The sequence below is a fragment of the Pseudomonas japonica genome (assembly GCF_013522925.1).
Classification (GTDB): Bacteria; Pseudomonadota; Gammaproteobacteria; order Pseudomonadales; family Pseudomonadaceae; genus Aquipseudomonas; species Aquipseudomonas japonica_A.
This window is the reverse complement of sequence record NZ_JAAMQU010000011.1, coordinates 49,581-66,227: the sequence shown is the minus strand read 5'-3', so window position 1 is coordinate 66,227 and position 16,647 is coordinate 49,581. Positions and strand designations below refer to the sequence as shown.

The 16,647-nt window shown below is 62.5% G+C and carries 19 protein-coding genes and 1 riboswitch; of the genes, 8 read left to right on the top strand and 11 right to left on the bottom strand.

Translation table 11 applies throughout. The features are described 5' to 3' along the window. Nucleotides 1-215: 215 nt before the first annotated feature. Nucleotides 216-1,910, bottom strand: coding sequence for a fatty acid--CoA ligase (locus tag G7016_RS17710; protein ID WP_181117032.1), 1,695 nt, complete (start codon nucleotides 1,908-1,910; stop codon nucleotides 216-218). Between the two features lie 94 nt (nucleotides 1,911-2,004). After that, nucleotides 2,005-2,634: a LysE family translocator gene (locus G7016_RS17705; RefSeq protein ID WP_181117031.1), complete on the bottom strand. Its 630-nt coding sequence runs from the start codon at nucleotides 2,632-2,634 to the stop codon at nucleotides 2,005-2,007. A gap of 99 nt (nucleotides 2,635-2,733) precedes the next feature. Here G7016_RS17705 and G7016_RS17700 point away from each other — a divergent pair, with 99 nt between their 5' ends. The 3 genes from G7016_RS17700 to G7016_RS17690 all read left to right on the top strand — a co-directional run bounded on the left by G7016_RS17700 (nucleotide 2,734) and on the right by G7016_RS17690 (nucleotide 5,573). After that, nucleotides 2,734-3,699 carry a 2-hydroxyacid dehydrogenase gene (locus tag G7016_RS17700; protein WP_181117030.1) on the top strand — a complete coding sequence of 322 codons (966 nt, stop codon included), beginning with the start codon at nucleotides 2,734-2,736 and terminating at the stop codon, nucleotides 3,697-3,699. 45 nt (nucleotides 3,700-3,744) lie between these two features. Next, entirely contained in the window at nucleotides 3,745-4,743 is a 999-nt protein-coding gene (locus tag G7016_RS17695; RefSeq protein WP_181117029.1) for a class I SAM-dependent methyltransferase, read from the top strand. Nucleotides 4,744-4,780: 37 nt separating this feature from the next. Further along, nucleotides 4,781-4,897: riboswitch (yybP-ykoY riboswitch) on the top strand. Between the two features lie 88 nt (nucleotides 4,898-4,985). Further along, the gene (locus tag G7016_RS17690) at nucleotides 4,986-5,573 is read left to right on the top strand and encodes a TMEM165/GDT1 family protein (RefSeq protein ID WP_181117028.1); all 588 of its coding nucleotides are present in this window, start codon (nucleotides 4,986-4,988) and stop codon (nucleotides 5,571-5,573) included. A 22-nt stretch (nucleotides 5,574-5,595) separates the two neighbouring features. Here the strand turns inward: G7016_RS17690 and G7016_RS17685 are convergent, their stop codons facing one another. From G7016_RS17685 to G7016_RS17670, 4 genes are all read right to left on the bottom strand, one after another. Continuing rightward, nucleotides 5,596-6,441: a M48 family metallopeptidase gene (locus G7016_RS17685; RefSeq protein ID WP_181117027.1), complete on the bottom strand. Its 846-nt coding sequence runs from the start codon at nucleotides 6,439-6,441 to the stop codon at nucleotides 5,596-5,598. A 65-nt stretch (nucleotides 6,442-6,506) separates the two neighbouring features. Beyond that, nucleotides 6,507-7,127 (bottom strand): SOS response-associated peptidase, encoded by a 621-nt coding sequence (locus G7016_RS17680; RefSeq protein ID WP_181117026.1) that lies wholly within the window; start codon nucleotides 7,125-7,127, stop codon nucleotides 6,507-6,509. A gap of 13 nt (nucleotides 7,128-7,140) precedes the next feature. After that, on the bottom strand, nucleotides 7,141-7,401 hold the full coding sequence (locus G7016_RS17675; protein WP_181117188.1) for a putative signal transducing protein: 261 nt from the start codon (nucleotides 7,399-7,401) through the stop codon (nucleotides 7,141-7,143). Then, nucleotides 7,401-7,583 (bottom strand): CPXCG motif-containing cysteine-rich protein, encoded by a 183-nt coding sequence (locus G7016_RS17670; protein ID WP_181117025.1) that lies wholly within the window; start codon nucleotides 7,581-7,583, stop codon nucleotides 7,401-7,403. Before G7016_RS17670 ends, G7016_RS17675 begins: the two co-directional genes overlap by 1 nt. Nucleotides 7,584-7,657: 74 nt before the next feature. Between G7016_RS17670 and G7016_RS17665 the strand changes: the two genes are divergently transcribed. Together G7016_RS17665 and G7016_RS17660 are read left to right on the top strand one after the other, a co-directional pair. Beyond that, nucleotides 7,658-8,827 (top strand): 1-acyl-sn-glycerol-3-phosphate acyltransferase, encoded by a 1,170-nt coding sequence (locus G7016_RS17665; RefSeq protein ID WP_181117024.1) that lies wholly within the window; start codon nucleotides 7,658-7,660, stop codon nucleotides 8,825-8,827. A 74-nt stretch (nucleotides 8,828-8,901) separates the two neighbouring features. Then, nucleotides 8,902-9,108 carry a hypothetical protein gene (locus G7016_RS17660; RefSeq protein ID WP_181117023.1) on the top strand — a complete coding sequence of 69 codons (207 nt, stop codon included), beginning with the start codon at nucleotides 8,902-8,904 and terminating at the stop codon, nucleotides 9,106-9,108. A gap of 70 nt (nucleotides 9,109-9,178) precedes the next feature. Here the strand turns inward: G7016_RS17660 and G7016_RS17655 are convergent, their stop codons facing one another. Further along, the gene (locus G7016_RS17655; protein WP_181117022.1) at nucleotides 9,179-9,763 is read right to left on the bottom strand and encodes a YajG family lipoprotein; all 585 of its coding nucleotides are present in this window, start codon (nucleotides 9,761-9,763) and stop codon (nucleotides 9,179-9,181) included. A 728-nt stretch (nucleotides 9,764-10,491) separates the two neighbouring features. Here G7016_RS17655 and mqo point away from each other — a divergent pair. Beyond that, on the top strand, nucleotides 10,492-12,003 hold the full coding sequence (gene mqo / locus G7016_RS17650) for a malate dehydrogenase (quinone) (protein WP_181117021.1): 1,512 nt from the start codon (nucleotides 10,492-10,494) through the stop codon (nucleotides 12,001-12,003). Nucleotides 12,004-12,070: 67 nt separating this feature from the next. On the opposite strand, the gene G7016_RS17645 is transcribed toward mqo, so the two are convergent. The 3 genes from G7016_RS17645 to G7016_RS17635 form a co-directional block, all read right to left on the bottom strand. Beyond that, nucleotides 12,071-12,361 (bottom strand): PA4642 family protein, encoded by a 291-nt coding sequence (locus G7016_RS17645; protein WP_181117020.1) that lies wholly within the window; start codon nucleotides 12,359-12,361, stop codon nucleotides 12,071-12,073. Between the two features lie 61 nt (nucleotides 12,362-12,422). Beyond that, entirely contained in the window at nucleotides 12,423-12,896 is a 474-nt protein-coding gene (locus G7016_RS17640) for a hypothetical protein (protein ID WP_181117019.1), read from the bottom strand. A gap of 66 nt (nucleotides 12,897-12,962) precedes the next feature. After that, complete coding sequence (locus tag G7016_RS17635) at nucleotides 12,963-13,520, bottom strand: hypoxanthine-guanine phosphoribosyltransferase (protein WP_181117018.1); 558 nt, start codon at nucleotides 13,518-13,520, stop codon at nucleotides 12,963-12,965. Between the two features lie 152 nt (nucleotides 13,521-13,672). On the opposite strand from G7016_RS17635, the gene upp reads away from it, so the two are divergent. Both upp and G7016_RS17625 read left to right on the top strand, forming a co-directional pair. Further along, on the top strand, nucleotides 13,673-14,311 hold the full coding sequence (gene upp, locus G7016_RS17630; RefSeq protein WP_181117017.1) for a uracil phosphoribosyltransferase: 639 nt from the start codon (nucleotides 13,673-13,675) through the stop codon (nucleotides 14,309-14,311). Between the two features lie 2 nt (nucleotides 14,312-14,313). Next, nucleotides 14,314-15,552 (top strand): uracil-xanthine permease family protein, encoded by a 1,239-nt coding sequence (locus G7016_RS17625; RefSeq protein WP_181117016.1) that lies wholly within the window; start codon nucleotides 14,314-14,316, stop codon nucleotides 15,550-15,552. 62 nt (nucleotides 15,553-15,614) lie between these two features. On the opposite strand, the gene hemH is transcribed toward G7016_RS17625, so the two are convergent. Continuing rightward, entirely contained in the window at nucleotides 15,615-16,637 is a 1,023-nt protein-coding gene (gene hemH / locus G7016_RS17620; RefSeq protein ID WP_181117015.1) for a ferrochelatase, read from the bottom strand. Nucleotides 16,638-16,647: the final 10 nt, after the last annotated feature.

Genomic DNA, 16,647 nt, shown 5'->3' with positions numbered 1-16,647 from the left:
AATCGCGGGGGCATGGCCCGAAGTCGACTATAGCCAGCCCAGCGAGGGTGCTCTTGCGGTGATGTATCACAATATTTACCAGTGATGGCGAAATGGGTCACAACCGGCGCATCACCCAGCCTGCGACGGCGCTTCCAAGAATGGCGCAAACGGTGCAATACGCAAGCCCGCCTGTGCGCGAAAGCGCTCTGCGGCGGGCATTGGAGAGGTGATAGCTAGAGCGGGATAATGACCACGGCGCCGTCCTGCTCCCATTGCTTGATGTCGGCGCGGATACGCTTCTTGTCGAGTTTGCCGACGCTGGTCTTGGGAATTTCCGCGACCACCGCCATGTGCCCGGGAATCGCCCATTTGTTGATATGCCCTTGGGCGACGAACGGCAACAGGTGGCCTTTCAGGTCAGCCGCCAGGCCGGTCCCGTCCCGTGGCTGCTCGGCCCTGGCTACAAGAAGAGCAAAGGGGCGTTCCCCCCATTGCGCATCTGGCATGCCCACCACCGCCACCTCTCGCACCTCGGGGTGCAGGGCAATGAGCGCTTCGAGCTCCAGGGAAGAAATCCACTCTCCACCGGTCTTGATCACGTCCTTGATGCGGTCGCGGATATCAATGATGCCGTGATGGTCCAGGGTGGCAACGTCGCCGGTGTGCAGCCAGCCGCCTTCCCATAGCTCCGCGCCGCGCTCGGGTTCGTTCAGGTAGCCCATGCTCAGCCAGGGCGCCCGGAGTACCAGTTCGCCCTGACTTTCGCCGTCGGCCGGCAGAAACGCGCCTTCGCTGTCCACCACCGCCGCTTCGACCAAGGGCACAGGTACACCCGCCTTCAGCCGGAAGTTGGCCCGCGCATCGTCGTCGGCGGCCATCAGTTCCTGGTCGAAATAGGCACAGGAAATCATCGGGCAGGTTTCGGACATGCCGTAGGCAGCGGTCAGCTGAATGCCCCGGGCCAATGCGGCGTCATACAGCGCACGGTTCAGCGCGCTGCCGCCGATGATGATGCGCCAACCGGCAAAATCCTTCTCCCGGCCACGCTCGCAGTTGAGCAACATCTGCAGGATGGTGGGCACGCAATGGGAAAAGGTCACTTTTTCCGTTTCCCACAGCCGCACCAGCATGTCCGGCTCATACCGCCCCGGGTACACCTGCTTGATGCCGAGCATGGTCGCAACGTAGGGCACGCCCCAGGCGTGCACATGGAACATCGGAGTGATCGGCATGTACACATCGTCGGTACCCATCAGCCGCACACAATCCACGCTACCCAGCAAGGTGGACATCGACAGCGTGTGCAGTACCAACTGGCGGTGGGTGAAGTACACACCCTTGGGGTTACCCGTTGTACCGGTGGTGTAGAAGGTGGTGGCGACCGAGTTTTCGTCGAAGTCGGGGAAGTCATACACAGGGCTGGCCGCAGCGAGCAGTGTCTCGTATTCGCCCAGCGATGCGGGGAGCTCCGGCTGCTGTTCCGGAGTGTCGGTCAGCAGCACGGTATGCGCAACGGTAGTCAACTGCCCCGCCAGGGCTTGATATAGCGGCGCGAAGTCCGCGTTCACCAGCACGTAGCGATCCTCGGCGTGGTTCATGGTGTAGAGGATCTGTTCGGGTGACAGCCTTACGTTGATGGTATGCACCACGGCGCCGATCATGGGGATGGCAAACATGCACTCCAGGTAGCGATGGCTGTCCCAATCCATCACGGCCACGGTATCGCCGGGCTTTACGCCCGCGTTCGTGAGCACATTGGCCAGCCGCGCGATGCGCTCGTTCAAGGTTTTGTAGCTGTAGCGCAGCTGGTCGCGGTACACGATTTCTCGAGCTTGTTCGTAGCGGCTGCCCGACATCAACAAGCGCTTGATCAGCAAGGGGAACGCGTAGGCGCCTGAAGCGGGGGGAATGATCCGGGTCTGCATCATCGGGTTCCTTCTTGGCAAGCGGAGTGGCCAGCAAGAAGCCTAGCAGCAAGCCCGCAGCCTGCCGGTTCGCTTTGCAGAACCGGCGGCGTGGGGCTCACTTCATCTGAGTGAAGGCAATCTTTACCCCCAGGGCGATCAGCACCGCGCCCATGGCCCGGTCGAACCAGTGACCGATGCGGGCGAAGCCGGCGCGCACCCGGTCGTTGCTGAACAACCGGGCAACCAGGCAGAACCACACGGCCGTTGCGATTGCCAGGTAAACCCCATAGCCGGCCTGCACAAGCAGTGGCGTATGGGGATTGATCACGACCGTGAACAGCGACAGGAAGAACAGCGTGGCCTTCGGGTTCAGGCCGTTGGTCATGAAACCGGCCACATAGGCATCCCGTGGCGAACGAACTTGCCGCTCTGTGTGCAGTTCATTGGGGCTTTCGCTGCCCGGCCTGGCCCGCAGCGCCTTGAAGCCGATGTACAGCAGGTAGGCCGCGGCCAGCCATTTCAGCACATTGAACAGCATGATCGACTGCGAAACGATCAGCCCGATACCCAGCAACGAATACCCCACGTGGAGGAAGATCGCCGAGCCCACCCCCAGGGCTGTCCAGGTGCCGGCACGCCGACCATGGGTAACGCTTTCACGCACCACCACGGCGAAGTCCGGGCCGGGGCTCGCCACCGCCAACAGGTGAATCGCCGCCACCGCCAGAAACTCACTCCAATACATATCCAACCCCTAAGAGATGTAACAAACCGGTACAGCAGGTACCTTACCCCTTCGAATGCTACCCCGACAGATACAGTTGACCGCGAACAAGAGGGCCACATGACCACATCCCGCCGCGCCGTTTTTCTGGATTACAGCTCACTGGACCTGGGCGACCTGGACGCAACGCCTTTGCGCGACGCCTTCGAGAGCCTGGAATTGCATGAGCGCACCGCCCCGGCTGAAGTGGCCGGGCGGCTGGCGCTGGCGGAAGTGGCCATTACCAACAAGGTTGTGATCGACGCCGAGGTGATAGCCCGATGCCCGAATCTGAAGCTGATCCTGGTATCAGCCACCGGCACCAATAACGTGGACCTGGCCGCTGCGGCCCAGCGGGGTATCACAGTGTGCAACTGCCAAGGCTACGGCACACCCTCGGTGGCCCAGCACACGATCATGCTCCTGCTCGCCCTGGCCACTCGGCTTGCGGATTACCAGCGGGCCGTGGCCGAAGGGCGCTGGCAGCGCTCGCCGCAGTTTTGCCTGCTGGATTATCCGATCATGGAGCTGGAGGGCAAAACCCTGGGTTTGCTGGGCCACGGTGAGCTGGGCAGTGCCGTAGCGCGCCTTGCGCAGGCGTTCGGCATGCGCGTGCTGCTGGGGCAGTTGCCAGGCCGCCCCACGCAGCCTGGCCGGTTGCCCTTGGACGACCTACTGCCACAAGTGGACGCACTTACCCTGCACTGCCCGCTCACTGAACACACCCGTAACCTGATCAGCGCGCCGCAGCTTGCCCTGCTCAAGCGAGGCGCGCTGCTGGTGAACACCGCACGCGGGGGTATCGTGAACGAGCAAGCACTGGCCGAGGCATTACGCAGCGGTCACCTGGGCGGTGCTGCCACTGACGTGCTCACGGTAGAGCCGCCGGCACAGGGCAACCCGTTGCTGGCACAAGACATCCCGCGGTTGATCGTCACACCTCATTGCGCCTGGGGCAGCCGTGAGGCCCGCCAGCGGATCATCGGGCAGATGAGCGAAAATGCACGCGGTTACTTTGCCGGCCAACCCTTGCGGGTAGTCGGCTGAACCGGCGGGTCTGGTAAACTCCGCGTTTTTTGCCAGGAGTTCGCCATGGACCCGCGCAGTGAAGTGTTGCTTCGCCAGGCCCATCTGTTCGAGGGCCGGTTGTTGTTGGCCGGTTTGCCCGCCGATGGGCTGTTAGGTGAGTTGCCGAACGCTTGGGGCTGGAGCTGGAACGCCGCCGACCATACCGCCCTGGCATCGCGCCACAGTGACCGGGTGAGCTTCGGCGTGGCCCCGCCCGACGGTAACTTCGAGGCAGCCGTGCTGTTCTTGCCCAAGGCCCGGGACCTTGCCGCTTACGCCCTCGACGCGCTGGCCAGCGGCCTGCACGGCCGTAGCCTGTTCCTGGTGGGCGAAAAACGCGGCGGTATCGAGGGTGCCGCACGGCAGCTCAGCACATTTGGCCGGGCCCGCAAACTGGACAGCGCCCGCCATTGCCAGCTGTGGCAGGTGGATATCGAGCACGCGCCCGCCAGGCCAGACCTGCACAGCCTAGGCCAACGCTTCAGCCTGGACGTGGAAGGCGCGCCCCCACTGGAAGTGATCAGCCTGCCCGGGGTGTTCAGCCATGGCCGGCTGGACCGCGGCACACGCCTGCTGCTTGGCCATCTGGAGGGGCTCAAACCTGCGCACCTGCTGGACTTCGGGTGTGGCGCAGGCGTACTCGGCGCCGTGCTCAAGCGCCGCTACCCACAGGCGGCGGTCACGCTGCTGGACGTGGACGCCTTTGCCATCGAGAGCGCCCGCCTGACCCTGGCCGCCAATGGCCTTGAGGGGCAACTGATTTGCGCAAACGGTATCGACGCCGCCCCGTCCGGGCTGACCGCGATCATCAGCAACCCGCCCTTCCATACCGGTGTGCACACCGACTACCGCGCCAGTGAGGCCTTGTTGCAACGCGCCGCGCAACATTTGCTTCCAGGCGGGGAAATCCGGCTTGTGGCCAACAGCTTCCTGCGTTACCAACCGTTGATCGAGGCACACCTGCGCGAATGCACAGTGTTGGCTGAAGGCGAGGGGTTCAAGGTTTACCGCGCAATACGGTGATTCCGCGCTTGCGCTTGTTGGCCAGCGTAGGCAGAATCCGCTCCGTCCTAGGGGAGTAGTCTCCGCGAGCTCAGCTCACAGGCATGCGTCAACATACTTGGCCCTCAGGCCATGGCGCTGCGACCCCCGTGCCCATCTGCGGCACCGGCCGGTTTGACAAGACCTATGACACGTTCACCTCACCCGGGGCGGGAAGGTAGTACGTGTCATAGCCGTGTTGACCCGCCCCTGTAGGAAGCCTGATGCTCGAATCCCTGCTTGTCCCCACCGGTGTAGTGGCACTCGCCGAAATCGGTGACAAGACCCAACTGCTGGCGCTTATCCTCGCCGCACGTTTCCGCAAACCCTGGCCAATCATCGCCGGTATCGTTGCCGCCACCCTTGCCAACCATGCCGCTGCCGGTGCGGTGGGTGCCCTGGTCAGCAGTTACCTTTCCGAAACCATGCTGCACTGGATTCTCGCGGCCAGCTTCACGGCCACGGCGCTCTGGACGCTGGTTCCCGACAAGATCGATGACGAGGAAACCCGCACCGGCAAGGCCCATGGGGCGTTCGTGACCACCCTTATCGCCTTCTTCATCGCGGAAATCGGCGACAAGACCCAAGTGGCCACGGTGATGCTGGCCGCCCAGTACCCTCATTTGCTGCTGGTTATCGTGGGCACCACCCTAGGCATGCTGGCGGCGAACGTGCCGGTGGTATTGGCGGGCAACTTCGCCGCCGACAAGCTGCCCCTTACTCTGATTCGCCGCCTGGCGGCGCTGTCGTTCTTCGTGCTGGCGGCCTTCGCCGTGTACGAGGCCATGAAGGTGAGTGGCTGGGTAGGCTAAGCCGCCCTGCCACTTACTGGGCCTAGCCCTTCTTCGCGGCCTGGTACAGCGGCTGTACCTTGGGGATGGCCGCTTCCAGGGCCGCGATACGGTTGGCGCTGGAGGGGTGGGTGCTGGTGAATTCCGGCGGTGCACTCCCCGCCTCGGCCGCGGTCATTTTCTTCCATAGCGAAATGGCCGCGTTTGGATCGAAGCCTGCCCTGGCGGCCAGTTCGAGGCCCAGCAGGTCCGCTTCGTTTTCATTGGCGCGGCTGTTGGGCAAGGTGAGGCTGTATTGCACCACGGTGTCGGCCAGGGCCAGGCTGTCCTGGCCCAACCCCAGCAAGGCGCCCGCGCCGGTCCTGGCCATTTCGATCCCGTAGGCCTTGGACATGGCTTCGCGGCCATGCTCGCGAAGGGCGTGGGCGATTTCATGGCCCATCACTGCGGCCAGCTCATCATCGGTAAGCTTGAGCGTGTCGATGATGCCGGTGTATACGATGATCTTGCCGCCCGGGCCACAGTTGGCGTTCAGCTCGTCGCTTTTGATCACGTTCACTTCCCAGCTCCACTGGGCCGAATCCGGGCGCAGCTTGGGCGCCTGGGCGATCAACCGGTCGGCGATGGCCTGCACCCGCTTCGCTTCGGCGCTGCCCTTTTCCAATACCCCTTTGCTGGACGCTTCGCTCAGGGTTTGCTGATACGACTGGGCGTACATCTGGTTGACCTGCGCCGTGGACAGCATGCTGAACATGTACTGCTTGCGCTCTACACCCACGGCATCGCCGCTGGTGGTATTGACGGCCTGGCAGGCGGTGAGCAACAGGCTGCAGCTCAAGGCCAAGGTGGCTAGTGGCTTGCCGTATGGCTTGCCGATCGGATGGCGCATCGAAGGCTCCCCTGTGATTGTCGCGGGCGAGCAATGCTATCAGCTATGTATCAACCCTGACACGATCAAGCGGGCGTAAGGCATTCAGGCGCATTGAGCGCGGGGTCGTTCACCAGGTTGGCCAATGGCCGCTCCATCAGGGCTGCGGGCGGCTGGGCCAATAGCGAGTGAAGCAGCGGCAGGGGCGTATCAAGGTCAAGCCAGGCGGCCTGGCCCGCGGCGTCGAGGATCAGCGGCCTGCGCTGGCTGGCGGCCGCCTGAGTCACGATGGCCATGCTCAGCCATACCTGTTCCTGCACCGGGAAGGCTTCCCAGATGGCTGCGAAATACAGGAACGAACCCTGCGCGGGTGTAAGCCAGTAGGGCCGCTTGCGCACATCGCCGCGCCACTCGTAAAAGCCATTGGCGGGGATCAGGCAACGGCGTGCCGCGAAGGCCTCACGAAACATCGGCTGTTCGGTGAGCGTTTCCGCCCGGGCATGGTTAGGCGTACGGGACATGTCGGTCAGCCATGGCGGCGTAAGGCCCCAGCGTGCGGTGGCAAGCTCTCGACCGGCTTCGCCCTGCCGCTCGATCAGCACCCGCTGGCCAGGCGAAATATTCCACTGCGCCCTTTGTTCCGAAGGAAAGCCTGGCAACGCGGCAAAGGCCGAGCCCCAACGAAACAACGCATAACGACCACACATGGATAACTCCGGCTCAGCACAACAAACTACCTGGGTAGCTGTCCGGCTCTTCAGCCGGTAGCACGAGGGCTGCATTGTACGCACCGATCAGCGCTCGTGCCTGCTCGGCCTGCGGGTCCTCGACCAACAGTGCCAACAGCCCCAGGGCGGGCAATTCACCTACACCGCCCACCAGATGGCGGCCGCTCAGATAGGCGTCTATACCCTCACTGGCGAGCATGCTTAACAGCATCTCCGCCTCCAACAGGCTTTCGGGTTCGTAGATCCGCCGCATCATTCATTCTCGCCGCGTACTTCGAGCGACCAGTCCACGCCGTCGGTGTAAACGCTGAAGTTCAGCGGCCGGCAGCATACGGGGCAGTCCTCGATATAGTGTTGGTCGCCACCGGACAGGTCGAGCACGGCTTCCACCGGCTCCCCGCAGCATGGGCATTGATAACGCTCGGTTTCCAGCATCGGGCCACCTCTGCAAGTTATGCGTATAATGCTGCGTCTGTTTATAACCCTAGCCGTTTCCAACAAGAGAGCATATGGGCGAATTCGATACCATCCGGCCCTACGATGATTCCGAGGTTAAGGCCGTTCTCAAACGCCTGCTGGCGGACCCGGCCTTTCTCGACATCCTTACCCGTTTTCGCTTCCCGCGCTTCGCGGGGTCGCTCGGCTGGGCACTGCGCCCGCTGATCGCGCGCAAGTTGCGCAACGAGTTTGCCGGTATCGAGAGCGTTGCTGCCTTGCAGGACAAGGTAGAGGTATACGTCGATCACACCATCGAGCGGGCCACCGATGGCGTTACCTATACCGGCGTGGAGCAGCTCAAGCGCGGTAGCGCCTACCTGTTGCTGGCCAACCACCGCGACATCGTGATGGACCCGGCCTTCGTCAACTATGCGGTATACCACGCCGGGTTGCCTACGCCGCGCATCGCCATCGGTGACAACCTGCTGCAAAAGCCGTTCGTCAGCGACCTCATGCGCCTGAACAAGAGCTTCATCGTGCATCGCTCGATCAGTGGGCGCCGTGAAAAGCTCGCGGCCTATCAGCTGCTGTCAGCGTATATCAACCACTCCATCCGCACCGATTGCCAATCCGTGTGGATCGCCCAGGCCGAGGGCCGCGCGAAGGATGGTGATGACCGTACGGATTCGGCCATCCTGAAGATGTTCCACATGAGCCGAAAGGACGAGCCGTTTGCGGACGTGGTTCGCTCGCTCAACCTTACACCCGTGTCGATCAGCTACGAATATGACCCGTGCGACCTGGCCAAGGCGCGCGAGCTGTATATCCGCGCAACCACCGGTGGCTACGTGAAAGCACCGGGCGAGGATGACGTCAGCATTGCGATGGGAATTACCGGCTACAAGGGCCGCGTGCACATCAATTTCTCTGCGCCCATCACCGAGCTCTTCGCGGATGCGAGGCAGTTGGCGACTGAAATCGACAGCTGCGTGCTGGCGGGCTACCGCCTGTTCCCCGTGCATTACCTCGCCTACGCGCAATGGGAAGGCGCCGATCCCGCCCTGGACGTGCCAACCGCCGCCAGCCTGTTCGCCGGAGAGGAGCTGGAAAAGGCACGGGCCGAATGGCAACGCCGGCTGGAAGCCTGCCCCGCCGAGCACCGGCCATGGCTGGTAGCCCAGTACGCCTGCCCCGTGCGCAACCAGTATCGCGTGAAGGCCGGCCTGCCGCTCGACGCCTGACCTGTCATCACCCCGTCATACCGCTACGTCAGGCTGTGCGCCCACATTCCCCTGCACAGCTCGACGGAGCCCCCATGCTGCACGCGAACAATCAGGATCGCCTCTACCTCATCACCCCGAGCGACGAACAGGAAGCCCTGATCGACGGGCTGGCCGTCAATGTCCAGGATCAGGGCTGGCTGGTGTATTGCGCGCTGGGTGGGCACCAGCACGCCCACTGGCCGGATATTGACCCGGCCACCGGGATCAGCGTGCTGGATTGGCACATCGAAGCGGCGTGAAGCCCGCATCCGTCTGCGGCTTTGTAGAATTAACTCGCCCCGCCGCTTCCTACAGGGGGAACGCTACTGCTTACTGCGACAGCTTCTGGCCGATGGTCGGGTCCTTGAACAGGCGGGTCAGGGCATCGCTGAGCACGTCGCTCACCAGCTTGGTGTTGGTTTCCTGGTTCGGCGCCATGCCGAAGCGCTGGTTCAGGGACGCACTGTAGCGACCGGTATAGCGGCCACTGGCGTTTTGCACATCGGCGCGGAAGGTTGCGCTGATGGTCGCCTCGGTGACGTACATGTTGTCCTTGGGCGACTGGTATTTCAGGTCCGCCAGGGTCACGGTCAGCTGCGGCGCATTGTAGGCGCTGGCATTAGGGGTGAAGCCCAGCAGGCGTACGGCCGCTTCGGCCTGAGCCTGGAGCTTGGGCAACACATCGGCGCCATTGACCGACACCGCACTGGTTTCCGGATACAGCCCACCCCGGGTGCCCAGCGTGGGCGAAGGGCGGCCGTCCACCACCCGCACCACCACCGCCTGCCCCTGCCCTACCGGGGCCAGTTGCTCGGTGAGCTTGGGTTGCGGGTTGAGTTGCTGAGGGCTGTTGGCACAGCCAGCCAGCGCCAGAGCGGACGCGGTGATCAAACCGAACAACAGGCGTGGCAACATTCGTGTTCTCCAGAAATAAAGACGAAGCGGCAGTATAACGGAACGCTAATGCCTACTCACCCAGCATGCAGCGCGCCTGATCAAACACTTCATAAAAGCCGCCCTGGGCGAATGTTGTTCGGACATCGCGCAAGAATTGCCGGTTCCAGGCGCTTTTTTCCCAGTTAGGCCGCTATAATCTGGCCCCGATTATAAGGACGTCTCCTGATCGGGCCCTGCAGCCTTGCCGACCTACCGTGTCGTGCCCTGGCCGCGCCGACGGAGAGGCCTCCACCAGGCCAGCGGCGCGGTGTGCCTGCACCCCATCGCCCGGCCCCGGGGCTTCGCCATCTGGCTTCGCGGCGAACCTCGCTTTGAGGTTTACGACTCCAAAAGAGCGTGAAAAACAACGGTTTTCACAACTTCACGAGAGTGTGGCGAGCAAAAGAATGAATAACAGTGCGTCAGCAAGCAAAGCCTTAACGTTCCCGTTCCAGTCCTCGTACCGGGGTAGTACCTACCGGTGATCCTCTCTCGTCGTCGCAACCTCGACCATTGGTCTATTGCCCCTGAGCCGCACCCGTGCGTTCATGGAGCTACCATCGTCGGCAGGTATGCGTCGGCGCGAGCGCAGAAAAATCGGCCATGGTGTCGCCTTCATGCCCCTGCTTTCGCCAATTGGCGGCCGCAGCGGAGCAACCGGGGTGCCTGGCTGTCTATTTGATGCAGAAGATTTTGGAGATGCGTTAATGGCGCAGAACGAAGCAGTCGACGTGGTCCTGGTCGGGGCCGGCATCATGAGTGCTACCCTGGCGGTATTGCTCAAGGAGCTCGACCCCACGCTCCGGCTGGAAGTGGTCGAGGCAATGGACTCGGGCGCGGCCGAGAGTTCCAACCCCTGGAACAACGCCGGCACCGGGCATGCGGGGCTCTGCGAGCTCAATTACACCCCGCAGGCCGCAGATGGCTCGATCGACATCAAGAAAGCGGTGCAGATCAACACCCAGTTCGAGGTGTCCAAGCAGTTCTGGGCCTACCTCGCCGGCAAGGGTGCGATCAGCGCTCCCCGGGCATTTATCAGTCCGGTCCCGCACCTTAGCTATGTCGCTGAAAGCGGCATTCCATTCCTGAAGAAGCGCTTCGAGAGCCTGAAGCCGCATCACGCCTTCGCCGAAATGGAATACACCGAAGACCACGCCAAGCTGGTGGAGTGGATGCCATTGATGATGGATGGTCGCCCCGCTACCGAGCGGCTGGCGGCTACACGCGTGGCAAAGGGCACCGACGTAAACTTCGGCGCCCTGACCAACCTGCTGCTGGGGCACCTGGCAAACTCCGCCGATGCTCAGGTGAAATACTCCAAGAAGGTCACCGGCCTGAGCCGTCGCAGTGGTGGCTGGACGGTGGACGTGAAGGATGTACACAGCGGCCACACGCGCCAGATCGACGCCCGCTTCGTGTTCCTGGGCGCCGGTGGCGCCGCGCTGCCTCTGCTGCAGTTGTCGGGCATCGACGAAAGCAAGGGCTTTGGCGGTTTCCCGGTAAGCGGCCAGTGGTTGCGCTGCGATAACCCGGAGATCGTCCACCGCCATCAGGCCAAGGTGTACAGCCAGGCCGCGGTGGGTTCGCCGCCGATGTCGGTTCCCCACCTCGATACGCGGGTGGTGGATGGCAAGAAGTCCTTGCTGTTCGGGCCGTACGCAGGCTTTACCACCAAGTTCCTCAAGCATGGCTCGTTGATGGACCTGCCCCTGTCGGTGCGCATGGGCAACATCGGCCCGATGCTGGCCGTCGCCCGCGACAACATGGACCTTACCCGCTACCTGGTAAGCGAAGTGATGCAGTCGATGGAGCAGCGTCTGGAGTCCCTGCGCCGGTTCTATCCCGAAGCGCGTGCCGAGGATTGGCGGCTTGAGGTTGCGGGCCAGCGGGTACAGATCATCAAGAAAGACCCGAAAAAAGGCGGCGTGCTGCAGTTCGGCACCGAGCTGGTGTCGGCGAAGGATGGCTCACTGGCTGCGCTGCTGGGTGCTTCGCCTGGCGCCTCGGTCACGGTATCGATCATGCTGGAGTTGATCGAGCGCTGTTTCCCCGAGCAGTACCGTTCCGAAGCCTGGACCACCAAGCTGAAGGAAATTTTCCCGGCTCGGGAAAAGGAACTCGCCAGCAACGCCGAGCTGTATCGCGAAGTGTTCGATCACAACAACGCGAAGCTGGAACTGGTGTCGACCAGCACGGCGAGCGGCGAGCGCTACGCCTGATCGCCCCGTGACCTACCCGTACCGCCCGGGCTTCAAGCCGGGCGGTGCAGGCTGACCCAGCGCCTGTTCAGGCGTTGGCGGCTTTCTGAATGATCTCGATGTATTCCTGCGCGTTGCGCTGGTCGGCAATCTGCGCCACGAAATCCTGGCCATTGGCGTCCCGGGCATGCAGGTCGTAACCGACCTCTACGAAAAAGCCCACGAAGCGCTCGAAGTCATCGACCCGAAGCCCGCGATAGGCTTTCACCAGCTTGTGCAACGAAGGCGGGGTATCGTCGGCAGGCTCCACACCGAGGAACAACTTGATCTGCTCATCGCCGATCTCGTCGCCAATCACCTGCTTCTTGTCTTTACGCATTGCCTGTTCACCTTGTGGATAACCCGAGGGGCGCCAGTCTACTCCGGGGGCTTGCCACCACTCAACGCGCCTTCACACTCCCCGTATGCACATCCGCCCACACATGCCCGTTGGGGTAGGTGAGAAACTGCACGTACACCTGATCGTTACGCAGCATGTCCATCAGCACACGGTACTGATTGAGCGGGTACGTCAAGGTAAGGGTGGTGTTCTCTTCATCGAACACAGGCCGCTTGAGGCTTTTGCTCTCGGCGTCGAAGCTGATGATCACCTGGTTCAGCGAGGCGCCCTTGTTCAGGGGCTTGCCCTTGAGCCGAAGAGTGACCGGAGCGGTTACCGGGATCGGCTGCTGGTTGGACAGGCGCTGATTGCCCGCTACCAATGAATACTCGGTGATCTGGAGCAATTGCTGCTGCTCGGGATCGCCGTCGCGCAAGCCTTGCTCATCGGGGGGAAGGTATTGGCTGTGCTGGGGTGCTGCGGCGAGGGGCAGCGAGCAGGCAAGCAGTAAGAGGGCTGGGAGGGCAAGGCGCATGGCAGGCTCCAGAACGGGCCTGCCACTGTAACACCATCACTTGCCAACGGCGTGTGGCCGTCAGGCTTACAGGCCCTTCACCGCGTAGATGCCCGCCGCATTGCGCCAGTAACCTTTGTAGTCCATCCCGTAACCAAAGATGAAACGGTCGATGCACGGCAGCCCGACGAAATCGGCCTTCAGGTCGGGGCTGGCCTTGCGGTCGTGTTGCTTGTCGATCAATACGGCGGTGTGCACCGCTGTGGCGCCAGCGTGGCGGCAGAAGTCGATGATCGCGCTCAGGGTGTGCCCTTCGTCGAGAATGTCATCGATGATCAACACGTCGCGGTCGATGAAGGAAATTTCCGGCTTGGCCTTCCAGAACAGGTCGCCGCCACGGGTTTCGTTACGATAACGCGTGGCATGCAGGTAGCTGGCTTCCAGCGGGAAGTTCAGATGCGTGAGCAGTTTGCCAGCGAAGATCAGACCGCCGTTCATCACGCAGAACACGACCGGGTTGCGGTCGGCCAGCTGCGCGCAGATCTGCTCGCCGACGCGGGCGATCGCAGCCTCCACCTCGGCATCGGTGTACAGGCAATCGGCCTCGCGCATCACTTGACGGATGTGCTCGAGATCAGCGGACATGGCGCTCTCCAGGGGGGTCCAGGTAAAAGGCGGCAAAGGTACGCATCCAGCCGGAACGAATCAAGCGTTTCTGGACTAACGTCCAGACATCGCGCTGTGGATAGATTAATCTACCGCGCATTTTTTCTGTCTGCCTCCGGAGATGTTTTCCTATGCCCATCCGCGAAATCCGCCATCCGTTGATCCGCCACAAGCTAGGCCTGATGCGCCGTGCCGATATCAGCACCAAGAATTTTCGCGAACTCGCACAGGAAGTAGGCGCGCTGCTGACCTATGAAGCCACCAAGGACCTGCCTTTGGAGAGCTACGAAATCGAAGGCTGGTGTGGCCCGGTGCAGGTTGAAAAGATCGCCGGCAAGAAAATCACCGTGGTGCCGATCCTCCGGGCCGGCATCGGCATGCTCGACGGCGTGCTCAGCCTGATCCCCGGCGCCAAGGTGAGCGCAGTGGGCGTGGCGCGCAATGAAGAGACACTGCAGGCCCATACCTACCTCGAGAAACTGGTCACCGGTATCGAGTCCCGCCTGGCGATGATCATCGACCCGATGCTGGCCACCGGTAGCTCGATGGTTGCCACCATCGACCTGCTGAAGAAAGCCGGTTGCCGGGATATCCGCGCCATGGTGCTGGTGGCTGCGCCTGAAGGCATTGCCGCCGTGGAAAAAGCGCACCCCGATGTGCAGATCTACACCGCCTCGATCGACCAGAAGTTGAACGAGCACGGCTACATCATTCCGGGCCTGGGCGACGCCGGTGACAAGATCTTCGGCACCAAGCAAAAGGACGCTTGAACATGCAGGACGAGTTCAACGATCCGCTATGGCGGCAGGTGCTGTCGGGCGCGCAGATGCTGTTCGTCGCCTTTGGCGCGCTGGTGCTGATGCCGCTCATTACAGGCCTGGACCCTAACGTGGCGCTGTTTACCGCTGGCATGGGCACCCTGCTGTTCCAACTGGTGACCGGCCGCCAGGTACCCGTGTTCTTGGCGTCGAGCTTTGCTTTCATTACCCCGATCATTCTCGCCAAGGGGCAATTTGGCCTGGCCGCGACCATGGGTGGGGTGATGGCTGCAGGCTTTGTGTACACCTTCCTTGGCCTGGCAGTGAAGATCAAAGGTACGGGCTTCATCGACCGCCTGCTGCCACCCGTGGTAATCGGCCCGGTGATCATCGCCATCGGCCTGGCCATGGCGCCGATCGCCGCCAACATGGCCATGGGCAAGGCAGGCGATGGCACCGAGCTGATCCCTTACGGCACCGCCATGTGGATTTCCATGCCGGCCTTGCTCACCACCTTGGTGGTGGCGGTCTTTGGCAAAGGCATCTTCCGCCTGGTGCCAATCATCGCCGGTGTACTGGTGGGCTTTGCGCTGGCCTTCTGGTTCGGTGTGGTGGATACCGCGCGCATCGCGGCCGCGCCGTGGTTCGGCCTGCCTCACTTTACCGCGCCGGAGTTCAACCTGCAGGCGATTCTGTTCATCGTTCCGGTCGCGCTGGCGCCAGCGATCGAGCACATCGGCGGGGTGATTGCGGTGGGTAGCGTGACCGGCCGTGATTACCTGCGCACACCAGGGCTGCACCGCACCCTGTTGGGCGACGGTATTGCCACTACCGCGGCCGGCTTGTTCGGCGGCCCGCCCAATACCACCTATGCGGAAGTCACCGGGGCGGTGATGCTAACGAAGAACTACAACCCCAAGATCATGACCTGGGCGGCGATCTTTGCGATCAGCCTGGCATTTGTGGGTAAGTTCGGCGCGCTGCTGGAAAGCATTCCAGTACCAGTGATGGGCGGCATTCTGTGCCTGCTGTTCGGCTCCATTGCTGCCGTGGGCATGAACACACTGATTCGCCACCAGGTGGACCTGAGCGAGGCCCGCAACCTGGTGATCGTGTCGGTCACGCTGGTGTTCGGCATTGGCGGTGTGCTGATCGGCACCGGCCCTGGCCCGAGCGACTTCGGCCTCAAGGGCATCGCCCTTTGCGCACTGGTGGCAATGGCCCTGAACCTGTTGCTGCCCAAGCGGCAGTAAGGCCGCCATTGAGCGTGGTGTAAACCAACCGGGCAGCTGCGGGGGCTGCCCGGGGAACAGGGTCACACCGCCAGGGTTTCACACAGGGCGGTAAGCGCATCGGCCCACTGGGGGTTGTCGTTCAGGCACGGCACCAATACCAGCTCTTCACCTCCCGCCTCGCGGAACTGCTCCGCGCCACGTATGCCGATTTCCTCCAGTGTTTCGATGCAATCAGCCACGAACGCGGGGCACATCACCAGCAAACGCTTCACGCCCTTGGCCGCCAGTGCGTCGAGGCGTGCCTCGGTGTAAGGCTCGATCCATTTGTTCTTGCCCAGGCGGGACTGGAACGACACCGACCACTTGTCGTCGGGCAGGCCCATTCGTTCAGCAAAGGCCTGTGCGGTGCGAATGCACTGCCCGCGATAGCACACGGCCCGCTCGGCCGCCGATGCATTGCGGCAGCAGTCGGCATCCCGCAACGAGTGCTTGCTGCCCTTGGGCAACAGCTTGCGGATATGGCTTTCCGGTAGCCCATGGAAACTGAGCAGCAGGTGGTCGAAATCGTGCTCCAGCCACGGCTGGGCGCTCGCCGCCAGGGCTTCGATGTAACTGGCCTGATCGTAGAACGGGGGCAGCACCTTGAGCTTGAGGTTCAGCCCCTCCCCTTTCACCACTTCGCGGGCACGTTCTACGGCCGTGGTGATGGTGCTGTCGGCAAATTGCGGATAAAGCGGTGCGAGGGTTACGGTTTCGATGCCACGCTGCGCCAGGTTTCTGAGCATGCCATCGATCGAGGGCTCGCCGTAGCGCATGGCGATTTCCACCGGGCCATGCCTCCAGCGGGTAGCCACCTGAGCCTGCAATCGGCGGGTGAGCTCTACCAGCGGCGAGCCCTGATCCCACCAGATCGAGCCATAGGCATGTGCGGACTGTTCCGGCCGCTTGATCAGGATAAGTGACACCAATAGCCGGCGCAGGGGCCAGGGTATATCGATCACGTAGGGGTCCATCAGAAACTGGTTGAGGTAGCGTCGCACCGCTTCCACATCCGGCGAGTCGGGCGAGCCCAGGTTGATAAGCAGCAAGGCGTGATTGGTCATGCAAGGTCCT